Below are 18009 nucleotides of genomic sequence, written 5' to 3'. Positions count from 1 at the left end.
CATGAGCGAGAGTTGGTTCGGTCAGACCTTCGAGGTGACACTCGGAGCTCCTGGCCACGGAGGATTCTGTGTGGCCCGGCACGACGGGCGCGTGATGTTCGTCCGACACGGATTGCCGGGGGAGGTAGTGCGTGCGAAGGTGACCGAAGACCGTGGCGGCTCGTTCTGTCGAGCGGATGCGGTCGAGATTCTGACGGGATCCGCGGACCGCATCCAACCCTTGTGCCCGATTTCAGGCCCCGGCGGATCCGGTTGCTGTGACTACTCGCACGCGACCCTTGCTGCAGGTCGGGCTATGAAGGCCGCCGTGGTGCAGGAGCAACTGCGCAGGGTCGCGGGCATCGACCGCGATGTGAGCGTGGAGGCACTTCCGCTCACCGAAAACGGAACCGGTTGGCGCAGCAGGATTCGGCTGGCGGTGGACGGTGCCGGTCGAGCTGGATTCCATCGTTATCGAAGTTCGACGATCCTGCCCGAGTTGGCATGTCCCCAGGCCGTTGCTGGTTCGTACGACGGTCTCGGCGACGCACAGTGGCGACCGGGCTCGGAGCTGACCGTCACCGTCGATGGTGCCGGTGAACGACATGTTGTCGAAATCGCCCCTGCAGCGTTGTCGCGTACCGGTCGTCGATCCCCTGGGCGGCGCGGCGCATCCGCACGTCGCGCGGCCTCGGTGCAGCCGAGAGCCGAGAAGGCCGTGATCGGTAGTGGGCGAGCACACGAGTTCGTCTCGGGCCGTGAATGGGCACTCGACGCCACCGGATTCTGGCAGGCACATCGAGGTGCTGCACAGGTGTACAGCGATCTTGTGGCCGAGTGGTCCGATGTCGGTGACGGCGACGTCGCCTGGGATCTGTACGGCGGCGTAGGGGTTTTCGCCGCCAGTCTGGCCGACGGTGTCGGGCCGAGTGGCCGAGTCGTGAGTGTCGAGTTCTCACGGCGAGCGGCCACCGATGGTGCACAGGCACTCCATGACCTGCCGCAGGTGCGGTTTGCGCCGGGGCGGGTCGAGCGCAGTGTCGAGGCATTACCCGTCCCCTCGGTCGTGGTCCTGGACCCGCCGCGCTCCGGGGCGGGCAAAGACGTCGTCGCGGCGGTGGCTGCTCGTGGCCCGGAGCGGATCGTGCACATCGGGTGTGACCCTGCCTCGTTCGCGAGAGATGCGAAGCTGTACGCGGACGCAGGGTTTCACCTCGACGACGTTCGCGCGTTCGACGCATTTCCGCTCAGCCACCACGTCGAGTGCATCGGACGTTTTGTCCGCTAGCCGGCTTCCACGACTGCAAGAAGGTTCTCTCCTCGTAGGGGCGCGAGAATTCGCTGCGCTCCGCACGAGCAGTGCTGGTAGCTGATCGTTCCCTCGCTCGTGCGATGGTGGCTCGCCGTCGTCCAGCCGTGTTGGTGTGTGTTTGTTGTCTCTGTCGTCGATGTGGGCATGTACACACTGTGATGTAATGGTCTTGTGCATATCAACCCTTACGGAACATATGCGGTGCAGTTGGGCGTGGACCTGTTCAACTCTCCGCCGAGCTCGGCCGCTGAATTGGGTCGCCGTTGTCTCGATGGGGGACTGGTGGTCGATACCGTCCCAACCGATGCCGACTTGACCGAGGCGGCGGCCTTTCTCGCCGAGTGGGTGAGGGTCGTGGACGCGGAAACCGACGAAACACGAGCGGATATTCTCAACGACCTGCTTGCGCGCGCGTCGGCCTACCCGAGGTTGACCAATCACGCCGGAGATGGCTGGCACATGCACTATCGCGATCCCAACATCCCGCTCGGATCCGTCATTCGAGCGTTGGTCAGCGTCGGGACCGCCCTACATCTGACCGGTCGCGGTATGAACCGACTCGGTCGGTGTGCAGCCGAGGATTGCGTGAAGGTGTTCGCGGACGTGTCGCGAACGGGCCGTCAGCGCTACTGCGGAACCGTGTGTTCGAATCGAGACGCAGTCCGCAGGCACCGGGCGCGCGCAAGCGCGGGATAGCCAACAGCTCCTGCTACGTCTTGCGGTTGTACAGCCGCATCGTGATCGGACCGAAGACGACCAGGAAACCCGCACACATCGCCGCAGTCACAACCAGCTTCGTAGCGTCGGGATCGCCGGCCATCAGCGACCTGATCGACGTAACGAGGAAGCTGACCGGATTGACTTCGACGAATGCTCGTAGCCATCCGGGCATCGTCTGTGGGTCCACGAAGATGTTGCTGGCGAAGGTCAGCGGGAAAAGTATGAACATCGACACGCCCATGACGGCTGCCTCGGTGCGCACGATCATTGCGATCATCGTCCACACCCACGACAGGCAGAACGAGAACACGAGCAGCAACGCGATCGACAGTACGACGCCGACGATGCCTCCGTCGGGCCGGAACCCGATGACGACCCCAAGGACCAACACGATCACCGACGCCAGCGAGTAGCGGACCACATCGCCGAGTAGTGCGCCGACCAGAGGTGACGGCCGCCAGATTGGAAGTGACCGGAAGCGGTCGAACACACCCTTCTCGATGTCCTTGTTGAGGGTCACACCGGTGTACATCGTGATCATCACGACGGTCTGAACCAGGATGCCAGGAAGCAGGAATTGGATGTACGCGCTCGTCGAACCTGCGAGCGCGCCGCCGAAAAGGTACGTGAACAACAGGGTGAACATGATGGGGAACATCGTGACGTCGAACAGTTGCTCGGGGACGTGCTTGATCTTCAGTAGCGCCCTCCAACCGAACGACAGCGAGGTCGACAGGGCATTCGGCTTCGGGGGACGCGATGCGCCGCTGACGAGTACATCCGCGACCGCGGCCGTGGCAGCCGCTTCCTTGGTCAACGAGGTGGTCATGATGCTGTCTCCGTCTCGATGTTCGATTCGTCTTGTGCTGTGTGCCCGGTGAGTGCGAGAAACACTTCGTCTAGGCTCGGTTGTCCGATTGCGAACGAGGCCACCGCAATGCCCGCATCCTCGAATGCCGGAAGCGCTGCAGCCACCGACGACGCCTGGTCCAACCGTGCCGACAGAGCGACCGGGTCGGCTTCTTCGATAACCGACTCGGAGAGGAGGGTTCGAAGGATCGCGGCGGCGTCGGCACGCCTACCCGGGTCCACGACGCGCACATGCAGCGATCCAGCGCCGACGGACGCCTTCAGTTCACCCGTGGTCCCTTCGGCGATCACCTTCCCTCGATCGATGACAGCGATTCGCCCGGCAAGCTGGTCTGCCTCGTCGAGGTACTGGGTTGTCAGAAGCACGGTCGTGCCGCCTGCGACGAGGGCACGAACGATGTCCCATACCTGATTACGGCTTCGTGGGTCGAGCCCCGTCGTCGGTTCGTCGAGGAAGATCAGTTCTGGTGTGACGATGATGCTCGCAGCGATGTCGATACGACGACGCATACCGCCGGAATACGTCTTGACCTGACGGCCGCCGGCGTCCGCGATGCCGAACGCGCTCAGAAGCTCATCGGCGCGTGAGCGTGCAGCCGGGCGGGAGTAGCCGTACAACCTGGCCAGCAACACGAGGTTCTCGGTGCCGGTGAGGTCCTCGTCGAGGGAGGCGAACTGGCCGGTGAGCGAGACCTTGCTTCGAATGCGGTCGGCCTCCGAGACCACGTCGTGGCCGAGCACCCGCGCGGAACCGCCGTCTATCGGGAGCAGCGTGGCGAGCATTCGGATGGTCGTGGTCTTGCCTGCTCCGTTCGGCCCGAGCACGCCGTACACACCACCACTCGGTACCGAGAGGTCTATTCCGTCCACTGCGACGTTGTCGCCGAACCGCTTGATCAGCCCCGATGTCTCGATGGCAGGCATGTGTCCCATTCCTCAAAGATTGTCCGAATCGGTCCTGAGGTGCAAATTCATTTTCGCGCGTAGCCATCCGTTACGCACCGTGTACCGAATATGTTGTGCGGCGGGAAAACGCGGAGGTTTCGGTGTGAGAGCGAGATGAGCACTACTCTCTTGATCAATGAACGTGATCAGAATCGAATCTGTTGGGACCTTGTTCCGGTGAGTGCCACCCCGAATTCGGGTTCGCCGTACGAAGGAACGCCGGATTCAGAAGTCGACCCGTCGGTGTCCCTTGGTGCGAATGGGTCCCTCGGTGAGGATGGCTCGGCATCGGACGGCGCAGCGTGCGCGGTTCCGAGCGCCCAATTGCGAAACTTGCGAGCGGACGAAGCGGAGAAGCTACGTCGGCTGATGGCTGCCGTCGCCTCCGGGGATCAGCGCGCTTTCGGTGAGTTGTACGACGCCACGAGCGCTCGTGTCTACGGCATGGTTCTTCGGGTACTGCGCGATCCCGGATACAGCGAGGAGACCACCCAGGAGGTTTTCCTTCAGATCTGGCGATCGGCTCCGAACTACGACCCGAACCAGGGAAGCCCACTCGCCTGGATCATGACTCTGGCGCATCGTCGCGCGGTCGATCGTGTGCGGTCCGAACAATCCGGTACCGATCGTGAAGCGGCGTACGGGGCGATCAGTCATTCCCCCGAGCACGACGAAGTGCTCGAGGCCGTGACGCAGCGACTCGAGTCCGACGCCGTGATCGCATGCCTCGACACATTGACCGATACGCAACGTGAATCGGTACGAATGGCCTACTACAGCGGTTGGACCTACCGCGAGGTGGCGGAACGGCTCGGTGTGGCGGTGCCGACCATCAAATCGCGAATACGGGACGGATTGATCAAGTTGAAGACATGTCTGGGGGTGACACCCTCATGAGCGAAGCATCGCGACAACGGTTGCTCGACGCCGCAGAGGTGTACGCCCTCGATGCCCTGAGCGCGGCCGAGTACGCCGAGATCGAGCAGGACCTCGAGTCGGTCGATTACACCTCTCGTGTCCAGTTCAACATCCTGGTCAGTGAGATCCAGGAAACGTTGGCCCTGGTGTCGGTCCTGGATGCGATCGAACCGCCGGAAGACCTGAAAACTCGTGTGCTCGACGAGATCCGGGCTACGACGCAGGTGACTCCACCGGCACCGCCCGCATCCACCGTGTCGAGCCTGAAAGGGCATCGCGATCGCCGAAGCAACCGATGGCGAACGACCATGATGGCCGCGGCAGCTGTGGTGGTCGTCGCAGTCGGCGGTGGCGTCGTCGTCGATCAAGTCCTCGGCAACGACCCGGTCCCCACGCAGGCCGAGCAGATCGCGGCTGCACCGGATGCCAGGACCACGACGGTTGACTTCCCGGGCGGAGGAACCGCAACCGTCTCCTACTCGCGCGAATCGGATTCGGTTGTCGTCACGCTCGACGGCGTCCCCGAACCCGCAGCCGGACAGGACTATCAGATGTGGTTCGTGGACGGCACGCCGCGATCGGTGGGTCTGGTGACTCCCGATCAACTCTCCGGCGGTGACGGTACCGTCATCGACGGCATGGGTGCGTCGACGAACTTTGCGTTCTCGCTCGAGCCCGCAGGCGGATCTCCTCAGCCCACCGAGGTGCTGACCATGCTGACCCTGTCGACGTAGCAGCAGTGCAGGACGTAGCAGCAGTGCAGTTCGTGCGGCCGTGCGGTTCGTGCGTCGGGTGGCCTACCTCCCGACGTCGAACTGCCCGAGGGACTTGATCGCCGTGTTCATCTGCATGTAAGCGCCCGTTGCCAACGACGTCAGCAACTGAAGCTTGACCTCCGGTGCGTTCTCGGTGAGCGACTCGAAGTCGTGCACCGAAATCACTGCCACCGACAATGGGGTGTCGGCACAGAAGTCGAGAATGAAGCGCGTCTTCGCAAGCAGCGGCATCTCGCCGAAACTCATTCCGGGGGACAACGTCGAAATGCGGTGGCGAGAACCGCCGGGCGCAATGAACGTCGAAGACACCTGTCCGGCAAGCACGAGAAACAACCCTGCTGCGGGCTGGCCACTCGCGACTACGACCTCGCCGCGGGCGTACCGTCTCGTGGTCAGAACGGACGCCACTCGCGCGTATTGCTGTTCGGTCAGCCCACTGAGAACCGGATGTTGTTGCGGCTCGATCACTTCCGGTTGACGCGGGCCGACGCAGTAGCGGTCGAGGAGAAGCTCTTCCGCCCACTGAATCGCAGATCCCAGATCGCCGAAGACCCGGCCGGCGACCGCGTCGGGATCGATACTCGAGGCGGTCTGACCCATCACCGCCCGGGGGTCGACGAGCGAGGCCCGGCATCCGCGGGCGGCCAGGTGACTGCGCAGACTGTCGAACATCGTCCTGGCGATATCGCTGACCTCGTCCACCCCACGGACATCGATGACGAGGGCATCGAGTTCCTCGTCGAGGTTGCCGATCTCGCGCACCGCTGTCTCGGCGCCGGAGAACAACAAGTCCCCGTGCAGTTCGTACACACGTGCCCGGGGACCGAACTGGGCGAGCGCAGCCTGTTCGACGTCCCCACGTCGTTTCCGGGAGGGGGCCTCGCCGACGGTGTACTTGCCTCGAATTGCCGATCGGGCGGCGCGGGTGACGTGGAGAAAATGCAGTTCGAGCTTTTTCGAGAGCTCACGGCATGCCGCGACACCGCGGACACTGTTTCCGTGGTGATCGAGCCGAGGTGAATAGACCGCAATACCCATCTGCCCTGGAAGCACCGCGAGAACCCCGCCGCCCACTCCACTCTTCGCAGGCATTCCGACCCGGGCGACCCAATCGCCGGCGCCGTCGTACATCCCGCAGGTGGTCATGACACTCAACACGCGCTCGACGAGGGCGGGTGCCAGCGCACGCTCCCTTGTCCGGGGGTTCAACCCGTTGTTGGCCATGGTTGCAGCCATCATCGCGAGGTCGACCGCCGTCACGTCGATCGAGCACTGTCGAAAGTACAGGTCCACTGCAGCTTCAGGATCGCTTTCGATGATGTCGAACGAGCGCAACATGTATCCGATTGCCCTGTTGCGGTTTCCGGTCCGGGCCTCGGACTCGTAGACGGCGGTGTTGAACGTCAGTTCGCGCCCCGCGTACCGCGAGTAGGCCCTCCGGATGCGTTCGAATCGTGCTTCCGGTGACGGGCCCGCGACAAGCGAGGCCGACGTGATAGCACCGGCATTGATCATGGGGTTGCGAGGACGCTCTGTGATCGGATCGAGGCTGATTTCGTTGAACGGCTCGCCGGACGGCTCGATGTCGATCTTCTGTGCAACTGCCGTTTCGCCACGGTCGGCGAGAGCGAGCCCGTAGGTGAACGGCTTGGAAATCGACTGGATGGTGAACGGAACTGCGGTGTCGCCTACTTGGTAGACGTACCCGTCGCTCGTTGCGAGCGCAATGCCGAAGCCGTCGGGAGTGACGTCGGCCAATTCTGGGATGTAATCGGCAACGCTTCCGGACTTGTCACCCTGACAGGCGTCGAACACGTGCTGAAGGATCTGATCCACGACGGTCGTCATGAGGGAACCCTATGCTCCGACCTCGGGTTTGACACGAAGTCGGCGCGGGTACCAGAGGGGCCAGCGGAACCAGATTTCTGGCGTGGTCCAGTTGTTGGGACTGGCAGCGTCTTCACAGTATTGTCGATCGGAAGGCCCCCGAACAGCTGTCACGGCAGCCACCTACGACAGACTACGTAGACTGAGGGGATCGAGAAGTTCGTGTCGATCGGCACAACTGCACGCAAGAAGATTTCCGGCCGGAGGGAGCGATCTCGTTGGGTGTTCTAGCTCGCGTTCAGACGCCCGAGGACCTGCGCCGTCTGGCCCCGTCCGAGGTAGTGGATCTCGCGGAGGAGATTCGCGAGTTCCTGGTGGAGACCGTGTCCGCGACAGGTGGGCACCTCGGTCCCAATTTGGGTGTCGTCGAAGTGACGCTGGCGGTCCACCGCATCTTCGAGTCGCCTCGCGATCCGATCATCTGGGACACCGGCCACCAGGCATACGTGCACAAGATGATCACCGGTCGCGCGGGTGCGTTCGATTCACTTCGAAAACAGGGCGGGCTGTCCGGCTACCCTTCTCGCGCCGAGAGCGAGCACGACTGGGTCGAGTCCTCGCACGCGTCGGCGTCGTTGTCGTACGCGGATGGACTGGCGAAGGCTTTCGAGCTCACCGGTCAGAAGGACCGTCACGTCGTGGCCATCGTCGGCGACGGCGCTCTTACCGGCGGCATGTGTTGGGAGGCTCTCAACAACATCGCGGCAGGCAAGGACCGTTCCCTGGTCATCGTCGTGAACGACAATGGCCGTTCCTACGCGCCGACCATCGGCGGCTTGGCCGAACACCTTGCCGCTCTTCGCCTGCAGCCGGGCTACGAGCGCATTCTCGACAACGGGCGACGTATCGTCCGCAAGATTCCGCTCGTCGGGAAGACTGCCTACGCGATGCTGCACGGCATGAAGGCTGGAGTGAAGGACGCGATCAGTCCACAAGTTCTCTTCACCGATCTGGGCATCAAGTACCTCGGGCCGGTCGACGGGCACGACGAGCAGGCTCTGGAGTCTGCACTTCGGCGTGCGAAGGCGTACGGCGGCCCGGTGATCGTGCATGCAGTCACGCGCAAGGGCATGGGATACGCGCATGCCGAGAACAACGTCGCTGATCAGATGCATGCCACGGGCATCATCAATCCACTCACGGGATTGGCGCGATCGAAGTCCGCGCCGGACTGGACGTCCGTCTTCTCCCGCGAACTCATCGATCTGGCAGCACAACGAGAGGACATCGTCGCGATAACCGCTGCGATGGCAGGTCCTACCGGTCTTGCGGCGTTCGGGGACAAGTACCCGGACAGGCTGTTCGACGTCGGTATAGCCGAGCAGCACGCGATGACGTCTGCCGCGGGCCTCGCGCTCGGTGGGCTTCACCCGGTCGTCGCGGTGTATTCGACCTTCCTCAATCGCGCATTCGATCAGTTGCTGATGGACGTAGCGTTGCTGAACCTGCCGGTGACGCTCGTTCTCGACCGGGCCGGTGTCACCGGGGCCGATGGTGCAAGTCACAACGGTGTGTGGGACATGTCGCTACTCGGGATAGTGCCGGGCATGCGGGTGGCAGCTCCACGCGACTGTGCGACGCTCCGCGAGGAATTGGCCGAAGCTCTGGCAACAGACGACGGGCCGACTGCACTTCGCTTTCCGAAGGGTGCTGTCACCGAGGACATCCCGGCACTCCGGCGCATCGACGGGATCCTGGACGTTCTTGCCGAGCCGGAGTCGACCGAGCGGGACGTCCTCATCGTCGCGGTTGGAGTGTTCGCGGCCTTGGCTCTCGACACAGCTGCTTCCCTGACACAACTCGGCCTGTCGGTTGCCGTCGTCGACCCCAGATGGGTGTTGCCGGTGCCCGAGTCGCTGCTCAAGCTTGCCGAGGACTACCAACTCGTCGTCACACTCGAAGACTCCGGCGTCCAGGGCGGCATCGGGTCCACCGTGTCCGCAGCAGTCAGGGCGGTCGGGGTCGACACCGTGTGCCGTGACGTGGGCGTGCCGCAGCAATTTCTCGACCATGCGTCACGGGATCAGATTCACCGCGAATTGGGATTGACGTCGGCTGACTTGACGCAGCGCATCGCAGGGTGGGTCAAGGCCCTGTAGAGCGTCAGGCGGGCGTCTCAGCCGCTGAATTCGCCCATCGCGGGCTTCCATTCGGTAATGCGGACGTCCTCGACGAGACCTGCGCGCGCGAACGGATCGTGGGCGAACACCCGGGCGACCGCGCCGGCATCGGATGCCGACACGATGAACATCGCTCCGCTGTGGTCGGCAAGAGGACCCGAGGAGCGGATGGTTTTTCTCCGCACCATCTCCAGAATCCATGCGCGGTGATCGGTGCGGTGATCGTCTCGGCCGCCCGACGTCTCGGCAGTGTAGGAATATTCGACGACGAACATCGGCATGACGGTTCCTCCTCGTACTTGTCAGGACCCCGGCCCTGCAGGAGCCCAGCTCTACAGGATCATGTCCTCGAGTTCCATGCCTTTGGTTTCGCGAATCTTGAACTTGACGAAGAAGAACGACAGCAGCGCGAAGAACGCGAAGAACGAGTAGATGAATCCCAGTCCGATCGACTCCGTAAGCGGTGGGAACGCAAGAGTGATCGAGAAGTTCGCCACCCAGTTGGCAGCGGTGCTGATCCCGAGTGCCACCGCGCGCATGTTGTTCGGGAACATTTCGCCGAGCATCACCCACATGATGGGACCCCACGTCGCCGCGAAGAAGATGACAAAAAGATTGGCGCCGATCAGGGCCACGGTGCCCCAGGGGGTGGGGAGTGTGAGCTCGTCACCGGATCCGACTGCCTGGGTGAACGCCACCGCAGCCATCACGAGTCCGACGAACATGCCGATCGATCCGATCTGAAGCAGGTTCTTTCGGCCGAACCTGTCTACGAACAGAATTGCGACGAACGTCATCGTGACGTTGATGACGGACGTGATCACCGAGGTGACGAACGACTGATTCTCGCTGAACCCGACCGACTTCCACAGTGTCGTCGAGTAGTAGAAGATGGCGTTGATGCCGACGAACTGCTGCAGAATTGCCATCGTGATACCGACCCACACGATCGGCTGAAGGCCGAACTTCGGGCCACGGATGTCGCTGAACGACGATTTCGCCTCACGTCTGAGGGTCAGTCGAATCTCCTTGACGCGTTCCTGTGGATCGACCTCTCCGGTGATTTCGCCGAGAACGCGGGCAGCCTCCTCGTCGAGGTGCTTGCCGACGAGATACCGAGGTGACTCGGGAATCAACGTTGCGAGGATGCCGTAGACGAGTGCGGGCACGACGCCGACGAGGAACATCCAACGCCAGGCTTCCATCCCGAACCACAGGTCGTTCGAGGGCCCGCCCGCCGCATTCTGCAGGACCGCGTCCGATAGCAACGCCGCGAAGATGCCGATCGTGATCGCGAGTTGTTGCAGGGATGCGAGTCCGCCGCGGTATCGGGCAGGTGCGATCTCGGCGATGTAAGCCGGCGCGATAACGGACGCGATACCGATGCCGAGGCCGCCGAGCACGCGCCACAACATGAGGTCCGGGATGCTGAACGCGAAACCGGAGCCGACGGAGGAAATGGTGAACAAAGCGGATCCGAGCAGCATGACGCGCTTGCGACCCCAGCTGTCGGCAAGTCGACCTGCGAACCACGCCCCGACAGCGCAGCCGAGCAACGCAATGGCCACCGCAAACCCGGTGACGAAGGAACTGAGGCCGAAGTTCTCCTGGATCGAGTCGACCGCGCCGTTGACAACCGAGCTGTCGAAGCCGAACAGGAAGCCGCCGACTGCAGCAGCGATGGTGACGCCGATGACTTTCGCGGTGTGATTGTCTGCAGGCTGCGTCATGAGAACCCAGCTTTCCGAGGTCGATACCAGCAACGATGATGGTCTTCGACATCATGAACCTGGGAACGCATGTCGGTGGTGGGAATTGCGGGATTTCATCCGAAGAGTTATGGGTGCCTGCTCACGCCCGCCGCGGCACGAGTCGAACGTTGACTGCGGATTGGCTCATGTGTGACGATAGCGTCAGTTTTCGGCATCTGTCGGGGCGGGTGAACATCGAAGAAGGACGCACACACCATGATCGATCGTCGCACCCTGCTCGGCGCGCTCGGCGCAGCAACGGTGTCCGGAGTCGCTTTGTCCGCCGTGACGGCCACCGCGGCGCCGCTTCCCGCTACAGGCGGGGTGGTGGATATCCACTCCCACATGGTGCCGGACTTCTATCTACGGGAGGCGCTGGCGTCGGGCATCGTTTTTCCCGACGGAATGCCGAAGTGGCCATCCTGGTCGGTCGGCGAGCACGTGCAGATGATGGATGGCTGCGGGATCGACACTGCGATCCTGTCCGTGTCCTCACCGGGCGTGCACTTCGGCGACGACGACAAGGCCGCCGAACTGGCCCGACGTGTCAATGATTTCGCCGCGGGTGCGGTCGCAGGGCAACCCCGACTCGGCTTCTTCGCGTCGTTGCCGCTGCCGAACGTGCTCGCATCCGTACTCGAGGCGGCCCGTGCGCTGGATCAGCTTGGGGCGGAGGGCGTTACGGTCATGTCGAACGCTGGGGGAATGTACCTGGGTGACGTCGCATTGACCCCGCTGCTGGCGGCGCTCGATGCTCGATCTGCGGTGGTGTTCGTGCACCCGACTTCGCCGCCGAATTCGTCGGCGGTGTCACTCGGTGTGCCGGCACCGATGATGGAATTCCTTTTCGACACAGCACGCACGGTGGTGAATTTGATCCTGCTGGGTGTGGTCGATCGGTTCCCGAACATTCGTTGGGTCTTCACCCATGGCGGCGGAGTGCTTCCGCTGCTAGCGGATCGAGTGGATTTCTTTCGGTCTCAGGTCGGCGTCGGTACCCCGACGACCCCGGACGTGTTGCGGCGGTTGTGGTTCGATCTCGCAGGTACGCCGGTTCCACGGCAACTACCAGCCTTGCTGTCGACCGTCGGCCAGGACCGGCTGGTGTACGGCAGCGACTACTGTTTCACTCCTGTTGCGGCCGTGCAGGAGCAGATGCGGGCCCTCGATTCCGGCGCTGCGCGCGGCGGATTCGAGAACTGGCGAGCTGCGACGTCGGACAACGCTCGACGATTGCTCGACCGCGCCTAGCGCCGAGATCGAAGTTGTGCGCGGTATTCGTTCGAAATCCGTGCACAACCTCGATCTCGGCGATCGGACGGGCTAGACGCTCGCTACGCCCGGGGCCAGGAATCGCTTGCCCGTCACCGCTTCCGAGGCGCCGGTGCGATCCAGGTACGGCGTTATGCCACCGTTCCAGAAACCGAAACCGCCACCGAGAAGCAGGCAGAGGTCGATGTCCTCTGCTGCGGCGACGACACCTTCTTCGAGCATGATGTTGATCTCGTCGGCGAAAGCTCGACGAGTGCGATCGAGGACCTGTTCGGCGGTCGAGGGTGAATCACCCTGTGGCCACAACGCAGCGACCTCGGGATCGACAACCTGGCCTTCGGGGCCATAGGTCCAAACGCCGGGCTTCTTCGCCTCGACGAGCGCACGGAATCCGGGAGAGTCCTTGAACCGCTCCGGGTATGCCTCGCCGAGGGTCTCGGCGGTGTGCAACGCCACGGCCGGGCCGACGAGTGCCAGCAGAGTCAGCGGGCTCATCGGCATACCGAGTTCGCCCACTGCGCCGTCGGCGATGTCGAACGGGGTGCCTTCGTCGATCGCGCTGATGATCTCGTTCGACGCGCGGGTGACGAGGCGGTTGAAGACGAACCCGGGAAGATCCGCCGACAGCACGGCCGACTTCTTGAGGGTCTTCGCCGTCGCAAATGCCGTTGCGAGAGTGGCGTCATCGGTCTTCTCACCTTTGACGACCTCGAGCAGGGGCAGAACTGCGACGGGGTTGAAGAAGTGGAAGCCGACGACGCGCTCGGGGTGCTTCAGATCCGCGGCCATCTTCGTGATCGACAGAGAGGAGGTGTTGGTCGCGAGAATCGTCTCGGCGGAGACGAATTCCTCGACCTCGGCGAACACCTTCTTCTTGACGTCCAGGTTCTCGAACACGGCCTCGATGACGAAGTCGGTATTCGCGAATGCGGACTTGTCGATCGATCCGGACACCAACGCCTTCAACCGATTTGCGGCGTCGGGGGACAGGCGCTTCTTGCCGAGCAGCTTGTCGATCTCGCTGTGAACGTAGCCGACACCCTTGTCGATGCGCTCCTGATCGATATCGGTGAGAATCACCGGCACCTTCAGCTGGCGCACGAACAGCAACGCCAGCTGGCTGGCCATCAGACCGGCGCCGACGATGCCGACGCCGGAGATCTTGCGGGCGAGCGACTTGTCGGGTGCACCGGCGGGACGCTTCGCGCGCTTCTGTACCAGATCGAAGGCGTACAGGCCTGCACGCAGCTCGTCCTTGACCAGCAATGTGGACAGGGCCTCATCCTCGGCGGCGAAGGCCTTGTCGAGCGATGCCGAGTCGGTGATGTCGGTGTTCTTGGCAAGCTCGAGCAGCTCCACCGCGGCGACGGGGCCAGGGGCGAAGTTGTTGGTCTTGCCCGCCACGATTCCCTTGGCGCGGGCGATGGCGTCGTCCCAGGCCTGGCCGCGGTCGATCTCGGGACGATTGGGGACGATCTCGCCCTTGATGACCTGAGCGGCCCACGCGAGGGACTGCTCGAGGAAATCGGCTCCACCGAAGAGGGCGTCGGCGATACCGAGGTCGAGTGCCTGCTGCGGCTTGAGGACGCGGTTCTGATTCAGTGCGTTCTCGATGACGACGGTGACGGCGTTCGAGGCTCCGATGATGTTGGGCAGCAACTGAGTTCCGCCCCAGCCGGGTACCAGGCCGAGGAAGGCCTCGGGCAGGCCCAGCGCGGCAGCGTTCTCTGCGACGGTCCGGTAGTGCGAGTGCAGGCCTACTTCGAGGCCGCCACCGAGTGCGGCACCGTTGATGAAGGCGAACGTCGGGATGGTGGACTCACGCAGACGCCGGAAGACCTTGTGGCCGAGCTGCCCGATCTGCAGCGCCTCGTCCTTGGTCTTGATGTTCGGCACACCGTTGAGGTCGGCACCGACAGCGAAGATGAACGGCTTACCGGTGACGGCGATGGCCACCGGGTTCGCTGCGAATGCCTCGTCGAGTGCGGCGTCGAACTTTGCGAGACCGCCGGGGCCGAAGGTCGACGGCTTGGTGTGATCGAAGCCGTTGTCGAGTGTCACCAGTGCGATGGAGCCCTCGAGACCCGGTACGGACACGATCTTGGTGAACGCGTTCGTGACTACCTCGTCGGTGAACGCCGTCGTGATGTCGCTCATGCCTTCGCTCCTGAATAGTCAGCGTGGTTGGGGTTCTCCCAGATGACGGTGCCGCCCATGCCGAGACCGATGCACATGGTCGTCAGGCCGTAGCGGACGTCGGGTGCCTGGGCGAACTGGCGGCTCAGCTGGGTCATCAGACGAACGCCCGAGGACGCGAGGGGGTGGCCGCACGCGATGGCCCCGCCCCACTGGTTGACGCGGGGGTCGTCGTCGGCGATGCCATAGTGCTCGAGGAATGCCAGCACCTGGATGGCGAAGGCCTCGTTGATCTCGAACAGACCGATGTCTTCGATACTCAATCCGGTTCGGCCGAGCAGCTTCTCGGTCGCGGGGACCGGTCCGATGCCCATGACCGCCGGGTCGACGCCGGCGAAGCTGAAGCCGACCATCCGCATACCGATGTTCAGGCCGAGCTTGTGGGCGGTGTCCTCACCAGCCAGGATTGCGGCGGTCGCACCGTCGTTGAGACCCGCGGCGTTGCCGGCGGTGACTCGACCGGCAGGCCGGAAAGGCGTCTTGAGCTTGGCCAGGTCTGAGGTGGTGGTGCCGGGACGCGGCGGCTCGTCCTCGGTGGCCAGGCCCCACCCTGCGGCGGACTTCGTGGCGACGGGCACGAGAGTGTCGGCGATGAAGCCGGCCTTCTTTGCGGCGTCGTACTTGTTCTGGCTGGCGACGGCATACGCGTCGGTGCGGTCCTTGGTGATGCTCGGGAACCGGTCGTGCAGGTTCTCGGCCGTGTTGCCCATCACCAGTGCGCTGGGATCGACGAGCTTGTCGGCGAGGAAACGCGGGTTGGGGTCGACGCCCTCACCCATCGGGTGGCGACCCATGTGCTCGACGCCGCCAGCGATGACGACGTCGTACTGCCCGAAGCCGATACCCGATCCGGTGGTGGTCACCGAGGTCATCGCGCCTGCGCACATCCGGTCGATCGCGAATCCGGGGACGCTGCGGGGGAGTCCGGCGAGCAGGGCGGACGTGCGGCCGATGGTCAGGCCCTGGTCACCGGTCTGCGTGGTCGCGGCGATCGCGACCTCATCGATGCGCTCGGGAGGGAGGTTGGGGTTCTTGCGAAGGAGCTCGCGGATTGCCTTGACGACGAGGTCGTCTGCGCGAGTGTCGGCGTACATGCCCTTGGGGCCTGCTTTGCCGAACGGGGTACGGATGCCGTCGACGAAGACAACATTCCTCTGTGAGCTGGTGGACGCGGGTACAGACACGCTTTTCGATCCTCCCGAGAAGATGCGGACTTCCAGCCCGGCCGACGCCGGGCTCTCGCCCACTGTAGTCGCTATTACCCGCCGGTAACTTGAGGAGGGGTCAAAGCGTCGGCGAGCACCGGTACGACCAGTTCACGTTGCCAGGTTCGCGCGCGTCCCTCGGTGAGTCTTGCGTCGATCGACACAAGCGCATCCGCCGGGGCGACTGGCGTCCAATCCCACACGAGGCGGCGTAGCACATCCGGCATCAACAGGTTCTCGACGGGGACGGACACTTTTTCGCTCAACTCGGTCATCGCAGCTCTGACGACTGTGAGTCGCTCGGCTGCGTCTGGGTCTCGACGCGCCCAGCGGTTCACCGGTGGCGGGCCTTCGAACGGCGCGGTCTTGGGAGGGAGCTCTGACGTAGGAAGTGCGCGCGCACGTTCGAGCGCGGACAACCAGACCGCCGCCGAACGGCGTTGCCGGGGTCCACCGAACACCGGGAGTGCGCGCAATTCGCCCTCGGTCTTGGGGTCTGCCGATGCCGCAGCGACGATGGCGGAGTCCGGTAGCACCCGGCTCGGTGCGATGTCGCGCCGCTGGGCCAACTCGTCACGGGCGTGCCATAGCTCGCGCACCGCGGCCAGAACTCGTTGGGACTTGACCGCGTGAATTCCCGATGTCCGACGCCAACGATCGATCTTCGGTTTCGGCGGTCCCAGCGTGAGGATGTGGGCGAATTCCTGTGCTGCCCACTCGGTCTTGCCCTGGCTTTCGAGTTCTGCGGCCATTGCGTCGCGGAGTTCGAGGAGTACCTCGACGTCGAGTGCCGCGTAGTTGAGCCACGTGTCGGGAAGTGGGCGGGTGGACCAGTCGGCAGCGCCATGGCCCTTTTGCAGCGACAGGCCGAGGGTGCGTTCGACGATAGGGCCGAGACCGACCCGCTCGAAACCGGCGAGCCTGCCTGCGAGCTCCGTGTCGTACAGCGTCGCTGGGACCAGGCCGAGCTCGGCGAGCCCCGGCAAGTCCTGGTCCGCCGAGTGCAGCACCCATTCGAGCGGGTTGATCACATCGGCAAGCGGACCGAGTTCTCCGGTGACCGGAATGGGGTCGAGAAGCACAGTTCCCGCGCCGCGCCGTCGGAACTGCAACAGGTATGCGCGCTGGGAGTAGCGGAACCCTGATGCGCGCTCGGCATCGACCGCGAGTGGACCGTAGCCGTTGGCCAGCAGCGCAGCGGCCTTCAATACGCCGTCGAGCGTCTGGGCGATCGTGGGGACGCCGTCGGCCGGCGCGAGAAGCGGTATCGCCGACGGTGCCTCGTCCGTTGCGTCTGAGGATGCATCGTCCGCTACATCCGACGGTTCACTGGAACTGGTCGCTGACATGAGAGGTGACTCTAAGCCTTCGGTGCCGCGCTGCGCGCGAACTACGTCCGGTTCGCCTCGCGGCTACGCAGCTCGGTGATCCCTGCCGGAGGCAAGCCTGCCGCATACGCGAGCACCTCGCAGAAGGCTTCGACATGCGCCGCCAGTTCCACCGATCCGGCCGTCCACGACGCCCGCAGTTCGAGTTGATGGGCCTTCGGAGGACCTGCAATGTCGCCGTATCGAACCGAACTCGTCGACGTCACGGTGCCTCCGAGAGCGGTATACGGTTCGGAACGGCTTTCCAGAGCGTCGACCAACCAACTCCACCCGACCTCGGGAAGCAACGGATCGGAGGCGAGGGACTCGTCCACGTCGGCTTGGATGTACGCCACCAGCCGCATGGTTCCGTTCCATGCTTCGTCCCCGTCGGGGTCGTACAGCAGAATGAGACGTCCGAAGGCGTCGCCGTCGGACTGTTCGCCGACATCGTCGCCGGTGGGATGCTGTACTTCGGCACCGATGGCATAGCTGAACGGCGCCAGCCGCTGCGGCGGTCTGATCGGACCGATTTCTATGGCTGGGTGCACGACTGCCCGGTGCATTGCCTCGACAGCCGATCGAAACGGCGCAGGCTCGGCTGGGGATCCGGGTGTGGTCACGACTTCGGACGTTAGACTTCTCACGTTCGTGTTCGTCGGAGGCGCGCCGAGTCGGATGCCTTCGAACG

General features: G+C 63.8%; 15 protein-coding genes. 6 read left to right on the top strand and 9 right to left on the bottom strand.

From position 1 onward, the window contains the following. Window position 1: 1 nt before the first annotated feature. Together WDS16_RS10670 and WDS16_RS10665 are read left to right on the top strand one after the other, a co-directional pair. Window positions 2–1267, top strand: coding sequence for a class I SAM-dependent RNA methyltransferase (locus tag WDS16_RS10670; RefSeq protein ID WP_338892615.1), 1266 nt, complete (start codon window positions 2–4; stop codon window positions 1265–1267). 195 nt (window positions 1268–1462) lie between these two features. Continuing rightward, window positions 1463–1987: a CGNR zinc finger domain-containing protein gene (locus tag WDS16_RS10665; RefSeq protein WP_338892613.1), complete on the top strand. Its 525-nt coding sequence runs from the start codon at window positions 1463–1465 to the stop codon at window positions 1985–1987. A 13-nt stretch (window positions 1988–2000) separates the two neighbouring features. Here WDS16_RS10665 and WDS16_RS10660 read toward each other — a convergent pair whose 3' ends face one another. Beyond that, entirely contained in the window at window positions 2001–2840 is an 840-nt protein-coding gene (locus WDS16_RS10660; protein ID WP_338892611.1) for an ABC transporter permease, read from the bottom strand. Continuing rightward, entirely contained in the window at window positions 2837–3805 is a 969-nt protein-coding gene (locus tag WDS16_RS10655; protein WP_338892610.1) for an ATP-binding cassette domain-containing protein, read from the bottom strand. The genes WDS16_RS10660 and WDS16_RS10655 overlap by 4 nt, the downstream gene beginning before the upstream one ends. Before the next feature lie 135 nt (window positions 3806–3940). Here WDS16_RS10655 and WDS16_RS10650 point away from each other — a divergent pair, with 135 nt between their 5' ends. Further along, on the top strand, window positions 3941–4723 hold the full coding sequence (locus WDS16_RS10650) for a sigma-70 family RNA polymerase sigma factor (protein WP_338892608.1): 783 nt from the start codon (window positions 3941–3943) through the stop codon (window positions 4721–4723). Continuing rightward, the gene (locus WDS16_RS10645) at window positions 4720–5478 is read left to right on the top strand and encodes an anti-sigma factor (protein WP_338892606.1); all 759 of its coding nucleotides are present in this window, start codon (window positions 4720–4722) and stop codon (window positions 5476–5478) included. The genes WDS16_RS10650 and WDS16_RS10645 overlap by 4 nt, the downstream gene beginning before the upstream one ends. 63 nt (window positions 5479–5541) lie before the next feature. Here WDS16_RS10645 and glsA read toward each other — a convergent pair whose 3' ends face one another. Next, complete coding sequence (glsA, locus tag WDS16_RS10640) at window positions 5542–7368, bottom strand: glutaminase A (protein ID WP_338892604.1); 1827 nt, start codon at window positions 7366–7368, stop codon at window positions 5542–5544. 257 nt (window positions 7369–7625) lie between these two features. On the opposite strand from glsA, the gene dxs reads away from it, so the two are divergent. Further along, on the top strand, window positions 7626–9506 hold the full coding sequence (dxs, locus tag WDS16_RS10635) for a 1-deoxy-D-xylulose-5-phosphate synthase (protein ID WP_338892602.1): 1881 nt from the start codon (window positions 7626–7628) through the stop codon (window positions 9504–9506). 17 nt (window positions 9507–9523) lie between these two features. Here the strand turns inward: dxs and WDS16_RS10630 are convergent, their stop codons facing one another. Continuing rightward, complete coding sequence (locus WDS16_RS10630; RefSeq protein WP_338892600.1) at window positions 9524–9808, bottom strand: YciI family protein; 285 nt, start codon at window positions 9806–9808, stop codon at window positions 9524–9526. A 51-nt stretch (window positions 9809–9859) separates the two neighbouring features. Next, on the bottom strand, window positions 9860–11257 hold the full coding sequence (locus tag WDS16_RS10625; protein ID WP_338892599.1) for a sugar porter family MFS transporter: 1398 nt from the start codon (window positions 11255–11257) through the stop codon (window positions 9860–9862). A 237-nt stretch (window positions 11258–11494) separates the two neighbouring features. On the opposite strand from WDS16_RS10625, the gene WDS16_RS10620 reads away from it, so the two are divergent. Further along, window positions 11495–12529 carry an amidohydrolase family protein gene (locus WDS16_RS10620; RefSeq protein WP_338892598.1) on the top strand — a complete coding sequence of 345 codons (1035 nt, stop codon included), beginning with the start codon at window positions 11495–11497 and terminating at the stop codon, window positions 12527–12529. A gap of 72 nt (window positions 12530–12601) precedes the next feature. On the opposite strand, the gene WDS16_RS10615 is transcribed toward WDS16_RS10620, so the two are convergent. From WDS16_RS10615 to WDS16_RS10600, 4 genes are all read right to left on the bottom strand, one after another. Continuing rightward, window positions 12602–14707, bottom strand: a complete 2106-nt coding sequence (locus tag WDS16_RS10615) for a 3-hydroxyacyl-CoA dehydrogenase NAD-binding domain-containing protein (RefSeq protein WP_338892596.1) — start codon at window positions 14705–14707, stop codon at window positions 12602–12604. Continuing rightward, window positions 14704–15930, bottom strand: a complete 1227-nt coding sequence (locus tag WDS16_RS10610) for a thiolase family protein (protein ID WP_338892594.1) — start codon at window positions 15928–15930, stop codon at window positions 14704–14706. The genes WDS16_RS10615 and WDS16_RS10610 overlap by 4 nt, the downstream gene beginning before the upstream one ends. Before the next feature lie 74 nt (window positions 15931–16004). Continuing rightward, window positions 16005–17300, bottom strand: coding sequence for a ribonuclease D (locus tag WDS16_RS10605; RefSeq protein WP_338892593.1), 1296 nt, complete (start codon window positions 17298–17300; stop codon window positions 16005–16007). Between the two features lie 41 nt (window positions 17301–17341). Beyond that, window positions 17342–17941 carry a DUF3000 domain-containing protein gene (locus WDS16_RS10600; RefSeq protein WP_338892590.1) on the bottom strand — a complete coding sequence of 200 codons (600 nt, stop codon included), beginning with the start codon at window positions 17939–17941 and terminating at the stop codon, window positions 17342–17344. Window positions 17942–18009: the final 68 nt, after the last annotated feature.

The organism is Rhodococcus sovatensis (assembly GCF_037327425.1).
GTDB lineage: Bacteria > Actinomycetota > Actinomycetes > Mycobacteriales > Mycobacteriaceae > Rhodococcoides > Rhodococcoides sovatense.
The sequence above is the reverse complement of the archived record's forward strand: the minus strand, read 5'-3'. Positions and strand labels throughout refer to the sequence as shown.

Bases quoted from the DNA above. Each gene is read 5' to 3' on its own strand.
- WDS16_RS10670 (WP_338892615.1), top strand. From the start codon at position 2: ATGAGCGAGAGTTGGTTCGGTCAGACCTTCGAGGTGACACTCGGAGCT.
- WDS16_RS10660 (WP_338892611.1), bottom strand. From the start codon at position 2,840: ATGACCACCTCGTTGACCAAGGAAGCGGCTGCCACGGCCGCGGTCGCG.
- WDS16_RS10655 (WP_338892610.1), bottom strand. From the start codon at position 3,805: ATGCCTGCCATCGAGACATCGGGGCTGATCAAGCGGTTCGGCGACAAC.
- WDS16_RS10650 (WP_338892608.1), top strand. From the start codon at position 3,941: ATGAGCACTACTCTCTTGATCAATGAACGTGATCAGAATCGAATCTGT.
- WDS16_RS10645 (WP_338892606.1), top strand. From the start codon at position 4,720: ATGAGCGAAGCATCGCGACAACGGTTGCTCGACGCCGCAGAGGTGTAC.
- glsA (WP_338892604.1), bottom strand. From the start codon at position 7,368: ATGACGACCGTCGTGGATCAGATCCTTCAGCACGTGTTCGACGCCTGT.
- WDS16_RS10630 (WP_338892600.1), bottom strand. From the start codon at position 9,808: ATGCCGATGTTCGTCGTCGAATATTCCTACACTGCCGAGACGTCGGGC.
- WDS16_RS10625 (WP_338892599.1), bottom strand. From the start codon at position 11,257: ATGACGCAGCCTGCAGACAATCACACCGCGAAAGTCATCGGCGTCACC.
- WDS16_RS10620 (WP_338892598.1), top strand. From the start codon at position 11,495: ATGATCGATCGTCGCACCCTGCTCGGCGCGCTCGGCGCAGCAACGGTG.
- WDS16_RS10615 (WP_338892596.1), bottom strand. From the start codon at position 14,707: ATGAGCGACATCACGACGGCGTTCACCGACGAGGTAGTCACGAACGCG.
- WDS16_RS10605 (WP_338892593.1), bottom strand. From the start codon at position 17,300: ATGTCAGCGACCAGTTCCAGTGAACCGTCGGATGTAGCGGACGATGCA.